The sequence below is a fragment of the Microvirga sp. P4_A5 genome (assembly GCF_056402495.1).
Window position 1 is genome coordinate 22,231 of record NZ_JBFUHH010000049.1, and the last position, 7,738, is coordinate 29,968.

Consider the following 7,738-nt stretch of genomic DNA (forward strand, 5'->3'; position numbering starts at 1 on the left):
AATTGGCTAGGATGCGCCTCCTTTGGACATCGGAGGATCGCATGAAGCGGTCTCTAGGGGTCAGAATTGCCTGTCTTGCGTGGCTCGGCGTTCTCGCCCCCTTAACGGGCGCGCTCTCGCAGGAAAAGCCCGTCATGGTCTTCGCTGCGGCGAGCCTCAAAACCGCCTTGGACGAAGTCAATCGAAGCTTCGCGCGCGAAACCGGGAAGTCCGCGACGATCGTCTACGCCGCAAGCAATGTGCTGGCAAAACAGATCGAAGCGGGAGCGCCGGCCGATGTGTTCGTGTCGGCGGATCTCGACTGGATGGATTACGCGCAGTCGCGCCATCTCATCCGGCCCGATAGCCGCGTGAATTTGCTTGGCAACACACTGGTGTTGATCGCGCCGAAAAATTCCGCCATCACGATAGCGCAGCATACGCGGCTCGACCTGTCGCGGCGCCTCGGCGTCGAGCGGCTTGCCATGGGCAACGTCGAGGCGGTTCCAGCCGGCAAATATGGCAAGGCGGCCTTACAGAATCTGGGCGAATGGGAGAACGTGAAAGGCAAGATTGCCCAGGCCGAGAATGTCCGGACTGCACTCGTGCTCGTGTCGCGCGGGGAGGCGAGGCTCGGCATCGTTTACCGCAGCGACGCCGCGTCCGATGCCGATGTGAAAATCGTGTACGCGTTTCCTGCTGATAGCCACCCGCCGATCGTCTACCCGGCGGCGATCACCACGAGCACTAGAAGCGCCAGTGCGGCATCCTTCCTTGCTTTCCTCTCATCCAAAGCCGCGAGGAACGTGTTCGAGACAGGTGGATTCATCATTTTGAACCAACCGGTTCCGCCATCGTGAGCGTCTGGCTTTCACCCGAAGAATGGACGGCCGTAGGCATCAGCCTGAAGGTGGCTTTCACGGCGATGGCTGCGAGCCTCGTTCCGGGCATTGCGATCGCATTCCTGCTTGAGCGTCGGCGCTTTTGGGGGCGTGGCGCGCTCGATGTGTTGGTTCATCTTCCGCTCGTCCTTCCTCCGGTCGTCGTCGGCTACTTGTTGCTGCTCGGGTTGGGCAAGCGAGCGCCCGTCGGCGCCCTCCTCGCCGACCATTTCGGCATCGTCTTTTCGTTCCGCTGGACGGGCGCGGCGCTGGCCTGCGCCATCATGGGTTTCCCTCTGCTCGTGCGCGCTATCCGGTTGTCGCTGGAAGCGGTGGACAGCAGGCTCGAGATCGCAGCGAGCACGCTCGGGGCAAGTCCCGCCTGGGTCTTTGTCATGGTGACATTGCCGTTGATCATGCCGGGGATCCTCGCGGGCATGGTGCTCTGTTTTGCAAAGGCGATGGGGGAGTTTGGCGCGACGATCACGTTCGTGTCCAACATTCCGGGCGAGACGCAAACGGTCCCTTCCGCGATCTACACCTTCACGCAAATTCCCGGAGGCGAGGGCGGCGCGCTACGGTTGACGCTTGTGTCCATTCTCATTTCTGTCGCTGCGTTGTGGGCATCAGAGTGGATGGCCCGTCGGGTGCGGCGAAGGTTATCGGTGAGATGAGCCTCGACGTGGATGTGCGGCATCGGCAGGGCGAGTTTTCGCTTGAGGCCAAGTTTCGCTCAGATGGACGCCTCACAGCTCTGTTCGGACGTTCCGGAGCCGGCAAGTCGACACTCGTCAATTTCATCGCCGGTCTTATCACTCCGGCGCATGGGCGGATCGTGGTCAATGATCGGGTGTTGTTCGACTCGCAGCGCAAGGTGGCGGTTCCGCGCCACGAGCGGCGTGTCGGCTACGTCTTCCAGGAAGGCCGGCTGTTTCCGCACCTCGATGTTCGACAAAATCTTCTATTCGGCCGCTGGTTCACGCCCAAGCCGCGACGTGTCGCGGGATTCGACGACGTCGTGTCGCTGCTGGGGATCGATTCTCTCCTCGATCGCAGGCCCACCAGCCTGTCGGGCGGTGAGAAGCAACGTGTCGCCATAGGCCGTGCGCTACTGGCCGATCCCGAGATCCTTTTGATGGACGAGCCTCTCGCGTCGCTCGACGACGAGAGAAAGTCGGAAATCTATCCGTATATTGAGCGCCTGCGCGACGAAGCACGCGTGCCGATTGTGTTCGTCACACATTCCGTGCCGGAGATCGCGCGCCTTGCCACGACCATCGTCGTTCTGATGGATGGCCGCGTCAGTGCCGCAGGTCCCGCAGCCGATATCCTGCGCGACGCAAGACTTTTTCCGAATTTCGGCGCCGCAGAGGCCGGCGCCATTCTCGACGCACATGTCGCAAGTCACGACGACCGGTTTCAATTGACGATGCTTCGGGTCAAATCCGGAGTCCTGACGGTTCCGAGGCTGGAGCGAAATGTCGATACGCCGATTCGCATCCGCATTCGCGCGCGGGACGTCATCTTGTCGGTGGTCGACCCAAAGGGCCTCAGCGCGTTGAACGTCCTTGAGGGCCGGATTGTGGCAATCGAGACGGGCGCAGCAAGCGCCGACGTGACCATCGATTGTGCCGGCGACCTCGTGGTGGCGCGGTTGACGCGAAAGTCGGTGCACGAACTGGCCCTTGAACCTGGCGTCGCCGTCCATGCGATCATCAAGGGAATTGCCTTCGAGGGGGACTATTCCCAGGCGCTGCCCCGCCAGTAATCAGATTTGAAGACGCTTTCATAAAGGTTGCGCCCCCGGGCAAGGCGTGTAGCCTCCCGTCATCATCTGCCCATTTGCAAGAGAGACCATTATGAACGACCAGTTCCGGAACCCGGCGACGGCCACCTCCCACGCGACCCGCCTGGATCGTCTGGCGGAAATCGCTGTCCGCGTGGGCCTCGGTCTCAAGCCCGGACAGGAAGTCGTCATCACGGCTCCCATCGAGGCGCTTCCGTTGGTCAGACGGATCACCGAGCACGCCTACAAGGCCGGTTCTTCGCTGGTCACGACCCTGTTTTCCGATGAGCAATCCACACTGCTCAGGTTCCAGCACGCCAAGGACGGCACGTTCGACCAGGCAACCGGCTGGCTGTATGACGGCATGGCGGCGGCCTACAAGAGCGGTGCCGCTCGTCTGGCGATCGTCGGCGACGACCCCTCGCTCCTGGCCAAGCAGGACACGGACAAGGTTTCTCGCGCAAATCGGGCCCGGTCCAAAGCCTACCGGCCGGCCCTCGATCTGATCGTCGGCTTCGACATCAACTGGACGATCGTCTCGGCCGCCACGCCGGCCTGGGCGAAAGCAGTTTTTCCGGAGGTTTCCGAAGAGGTTGCAGTCGCCAAATTGTGGGACGCGATCTTCGCCGCTTCCCGCGCCGACCTTGACGATCCGATTGGCGCATGGGACGCGCACAATGTCGGCCTCCACGCCCGCACGAAGTTGCTGAACGACAAGCGCTACGCAACCTTGCATTTTCGCGGCCCGGGCACCGATCTGCGGGTGGGCCTTGCGGATGATCACGAGTGGAATGGCGGTTCGAGCTGGGCCAAGAACGGAGTGGTGTGCAACGCGAACATCCCCACCGAAGAGGTCTTCACCACGCCGCACAAGGATCGCGTCGATGGCGTCGTTCGAAGCACGAAGCCGCTCTCCTATCAGGGTACGTTGATCCAGGACATCGAGGTCAAGTTCGAGGCGGGACGCATTGTCGAGAGCAGGGCGCGCACGGGCGAAGCGGTCCTTAACAAGGTTCTGGATACCGACGAGGGCTCGCGACGGCTGGGCGAGGTGGCACTGGTGCCCAATTCCTCCCCGATCTCCCAGAGCGGGCTTCTTTTCCTCAACACCCTGTTTGACGAAAACGCCTCAAGCCACATCGCCCTCGGTCAGGCCTACAGCAAGTGCATCAAGGATGGCGGAACGCTGAGCGACAGCGACCTTACCGCGAAGGGATCGAACACCAGCCTCATCCACATTGACTGGATGATCGGATCGGGGCAGGTCGACGTGGACGGCATAACTCCAACCGGCAATGCCGAGCCTCTGATGCGCAAGGGCGAGTGGGTAACAGTATAGCGCCGGCGTCGGCATGACAGGGGTGACGTTTCGAACGTTGTCATGCCCGACGCTCAGAGGTATTGAACAGGTACTTTCCCGGCGTCCCGCTGGGCAAGACCTCATGACTCCAGCGGTGGATCGATGTCGCGAGACACAATAAAGCGCGTGCCGGCAAGCGAGCCGCTTCTCTCCGTCCGCTCTCTCTCGGTGGAGTTCGGTAGCACCGAAGGGGCGTTTCGCGCGGTGAAGAACGTCAGCTTCGACGTCGAAGCGGGGCGCACCCTTGCAGTCGTTGGCGAATCCGGCTCCGGGAAGTCCGTGACCTCRCTCGCCATCATGCGCCTTACAGACTACACGGGCGGCCGAATCAGCAGCGGCGAAGTCCTGTTCAGACCCTCGGGAGGCGAGGCGCTCGACCTCGTTCATGCCCCCGATGCGACGCTCCGGTCTGTTCGCGGCAAAGACATCGCGATGATCTTCCAGGAGCCGATGACCTCCCTCAACCCGGTCTTCACGATCGGGAACCAGATTGCCGAAACGCTGATGCTTCACGAGGGTCTGAGCTCCCGTGACGCTCTTTCGCGCGCCAAGTCGCTGCTCCAGAAAGTTCGCCTCCCGGATGCCGGGACATTGCTCGATCGCTATCCTCACCAGCTTTCGGGCGGCATGCGCCAGCGTGTGATGATCGCGATGGCTCTTGCCTGCAACCCGAAGCTTCTGATCGCCGACGAGCCCACGACCGCGCTCGATGTCACGATTCAGGCGCAGATCCTGAACATTATTCGCGATCTCCAGCAGGAAATGGGAACCGCCGTCATCTTCATCACGCACGATATGGGCGTGGTTGCCGAAATGGCCGACGATGTCGTGGTGATGTGGAAGGGCGAAAAGGTCGAAGAAGCGCCTGTACGCGAGATTTTCGCGGCGCCACAACATCCCTATACCCGCGCGCTCTTGTCCGCCGTTCCCCGTCTCGGCAGCATGCGAGGGGAGCCGCTGCCCAAGCGCACTCCCGTGACGATCATCGAAGATGGCGCGCCGAAGGAAATCGGCGATACGCACGTGCAGGATACGGCGGATTACGCCAAGCCCATTCTCCAGGTCGACCGGCTGACCACCCGCTTCGATGTGGGCAAAACATTCTTCGGACGTGTCACGCACCGGGTGCACGCGGTCGAAGAGGTGAGCTTCGACATCTTCCCTGGCGAGACTCTCGCGCTGGTGGGGGAATCCGGCAGCGGAAAATCGACGATCGGCCGAACCCTGCAGCAGCTCATCGAGCCGACAGGCGGAACGGTTCGCTTCGACGGACGCGATATGGGATCGATGAGCTCCGGTGATCGACGCCGCCTGAAGCAGGAAATCCAGTATATCTTCCAGGATCCGTTCGCCTCGTTAGACCCGCGCCACACCATCGGATTCAGTGTGGCCGAGCCCATCGTGGTCCACAATCTGCTGCAGGATCGCAAGGCGATCGATCGGCGCGTCCACGAGTTGCTCGATCAAGTCGGGCTCTTGCCGCAGCATGCCAAACGCTATCCGCACGAATTTTCGGGCGGTCAGCGGCAGCGCGTCTGCATTGCGCGGGCGCTTGCCAGCAATCCCAAGCTGATCATCGCAGACGAGTCCGTGTCCGCGCTCGACGTGTCGATCCAAGCGCAGATCGTCAATCTGCTGATGGAGCTGCAGCAGCAAAATGACCTGTCCTATTTGTTCATCACTCACGATATGGCGGTGGTCGAAAAAATCAGCCACCGCGTGGCGGTGATGTATCTCGGTCAGATCGTCGAAATCGGCAGCCGTCAGGCGGTCTTCGAAAATCCGCAGCATTCCTATACGCGCAAGTTGCTGGCCGCGGTGCCGGTTGCCGATCCCTCCGTCGAACGCGCCAAGCGGCTTATCGAGGGGGAAATTCCAAGTGCGGTCAGGCCTGTCGGACAGGAGCCCGCAATTCACTCCATGCGCGAAGTCGAACCCGGCCACTGGGTCGCCATCGAAGCCGAACAGCTCCTCGGGGCAGCATAAACACGAACGGGAGATATCCATGAATTTATCACGACACCTCAAGGCACTCGGCTTTGTCGCCGCCGCCGCCGCCGCACCTTTCGCGGCCTCCAGCGCGCAGGCCGCCGGAACCGTCACGATCGCGGTCGCGCTCGATCCAGGCAGCTGGGACCCCATCGACACTTTCATCGTCGATTGGTCCTCTGCCGCCACCAACATCTTCGACGGGCTCACCTCCCGCGGCTCGGACATGAAGCTCAAGCCAGGGCTCGCCACGGCCTGGGAGTTTCTCGACAACAACAGCCGCATTCGGTTCAAGCTGCGCGAAAACGTCAAGTTCCATAACGGTGAGCCATTCAACGCAGCCGCCGTCAAGTTCAGCTTCGATCGACTCCTTGGAGAAGAAGGAAAGAAAGGTCCGCAGCAATCGAACTACAATGCGATCGAGCGCGTGGAAGTGGTCGACGACAACACCGTCGATTTCATCATGAAGCAGCCCGACCCGGTGCTGCTGACGAAGCTCGCGGGTTATGGCGGCATGATCGTTCCGCCGAAATACATCCAGGAAAAGGGTGATGAATATTTCAACACGCATCCGGTCGGGACGGGGCCGTTCAAGTTTGTTTCCTACGAGCCGAAAGTGAGCCTGACGCTGGAAGCGTTTCCCGAACATTGGGGCGGCGCGCCCAAGATCGATAAGCTCGTGGTTCGCATGATCGCCGAGGCAAACACGCAGATCGCCGAATTGCAGGCGGGACGGATCGATCTTGCGACGCTGATTCCCTTCGGCCTCGCCCCGACCGTGGAGAAGAGCGACAACCTGAAACTGATCAGCATCACCGGCCCCACCACGGTCGCGCTGCGGTTGAACACCAAGAACGGCATCACCAAGGATGTGAATGTCCGCAAAGCGATGATCATGGGCATCGACCGCGATGCCATCATCAAGGCGGTGCTGCTCGGTCACGCGAAGCCGATCGCCAGTTTCCAGGCGGATCTTTCGTTCGGCTATGACCCGAGCCTGAAGCCGCTTCCGTTCGACCTCGCCAAGGCCAAGCAGATGCTGAAGGAGGCGGGCGTGCCGGCCGGCGCTCCGGTGAAGATCGACTTCCGTGGCAATGACGCGACCTTCCGCGAAGTTGCTCAGGCGGCGGCGGGCTACTTGCAGGCGCTCGGACTCAAGCCCTCGCTGCATCCTTACGAGACGCCGGTGCTGCTCAACGACATCATCCCGAACGGAAAGACGGGTGAAGCCTGGCACAATGCGTGGGGTGGCTGGACGTTCGATTATGACAATACCGCTTACCTGATGTATCACTCGGGCGAGAAGTGGAACCCCTACGACAACGATCCCAAACTCAACGCCCTGCTCGAAAAGCAGCGCAGCATCTATGATGTGAAAGAGCGGGAGAAGATCCTGCACGAAATCGGACGCTACGTGGCCGACCAGGCACTCGAGATCCCGCTCTACAATCAGAACACCATCTACGGCGTCAACAAGCGCTTGCAGAACTTCGATCCGCCGGCGGATCGGCGCTTCCGCTTCACCGACGTCACCGTGAACTGATACGTTTGCGTCATAACAATAAGAATAAGGATCACGTGAATGGCTGGCTTCATCCTCAAGCGGCTGCTGCAAGCAATTTTCGTGGTCCTCGCCGTCACGCTCATCGTGTCGTTCGCCATCAGATTGTCAGGCGATCCCGCCATCATGCTGACGGGCGCGGGGAGCGTGACCGAGCAGGATCTGCAGAACATCCGCAAGGC

6 protein-coding genes and 1 pseudogene are annotated in these 7,738 nt (G+C 61.1%); all 7 read left to right on the forward strand.

Going from position 1 to position 7,738, the window contains the following annotated elements; all coding sequences use genetic code 11:
• The first annotated feature begins 41 nt into the window (after nt 1–41).
• On the forward strand, nt 42–839 hold the full coding sequence (gene modA / locus AC1DVM_RS13985) for a molybdate ABC transporter substrate-binding protein (RefSeq protein ID WP_477255079.1): 798 nt from the start codon (nt 42–44) through the stop codon (nt 837–839).
• Entirely contained in the window at nt 836–1,534 is a 699-nt protein-coding gene (gene modB / locus AC1DVM_RS13990) for a molybdate ABC transporter permease subunit (protein WP_477255081.1), read from the forward strand. The genes modA and modB overlap by 4 nt, the downstream gene beginning before the upstream one ends.
• A complete protein-coding gene (gene modC, locus AC1DVM_RS13995; protein WP_477255083.1) occupies nt 1,531–2,628 on the forward strand; it encodes a molybdenum ABC transporter ATP-binding protein in 1,098 nt (365 codons plus the stop codon). The genes modB and modC overlap by 4 nt, the downstream gene beginning before the upstream one ends.
• Before the next feature lie 91 nt (nt 2,629–2,719).
• The gene (locus AC1DVM_RS14000) at nt 2,720–3,985 is read left to right on the forward strand and encodes an aminopeptidase (RefSeq protein ID WP_477255085.1); all 1,266 of its coding nucleotides are present in this window, start codon (nt 2,720–2,722) and stop codon (nt 3,983–3,985) included.
• A 123-nt stretch (nt 3,986–4,108) separates the two neighbouring features.
• Nucleotides 4,109–5,992 (forward strand): ABC transporter ATP-binding protein, encoded by a 1,884-nt coding sequence (locus tag AC1DVM_RS14005; RefSeq protein WP_477255087.1) that lies wholly within the window; start codon nt 4,109–4,111, stop codon nt 5,990–5,992.
• 19 nt (nt 5,993–6,011) lie between these two features.
• Nucleotides 6,012–7,538: an ABC transporter substrate-binding protein gene (locus tag AC1DVM_RS14010; RefSeq protein WP_477255089.1), complete on the forward strand. Its 1,527-nt coding sequence runs from the start codon at nt 6,012–6,014 to the stop codon at nt 7,536–7,538.
• 39 nt (nt 7,539–7,577) lie between these two features.
• A pseudogene (locus tag AC1DVM_RS14015) lies at nt 7,578–7,738 on the forward strand (ABC transporter permease); the annotation flags it as partial.

Excerpts from the sequence above, each read along its gene's own strand:
- AC1DVM_RS14010 (WP_477255089.1), top strand. The coding sequence starts at position 6,012 with ATGAATTTATCACGACACCTCAAGGCACTCGGCTTTGTCGCCGCCGCC.
- modA (WP_477255079.1), top strand. The coding sequence starts at position 42 with ATGAAGCGGTCTCTAGGGGTCAGAATTGCCTGTCTTGCGTGGCTCGGC.
- AC1DVM_RS14000 (WP_477255085.1), top strand. The coding sequence starts at position 2,720 with ATGAACGACCAGTTCCGGAACCCGGCGACGGCCACCTCCCACGCGACC.
- modC (WP_477255083.1), top strand. The coding sequence starts at position 1,531 with ATGAGCCTCGACGTGGATGTGCGGCATCGGCAGGGCGAGTTTTCGCTT.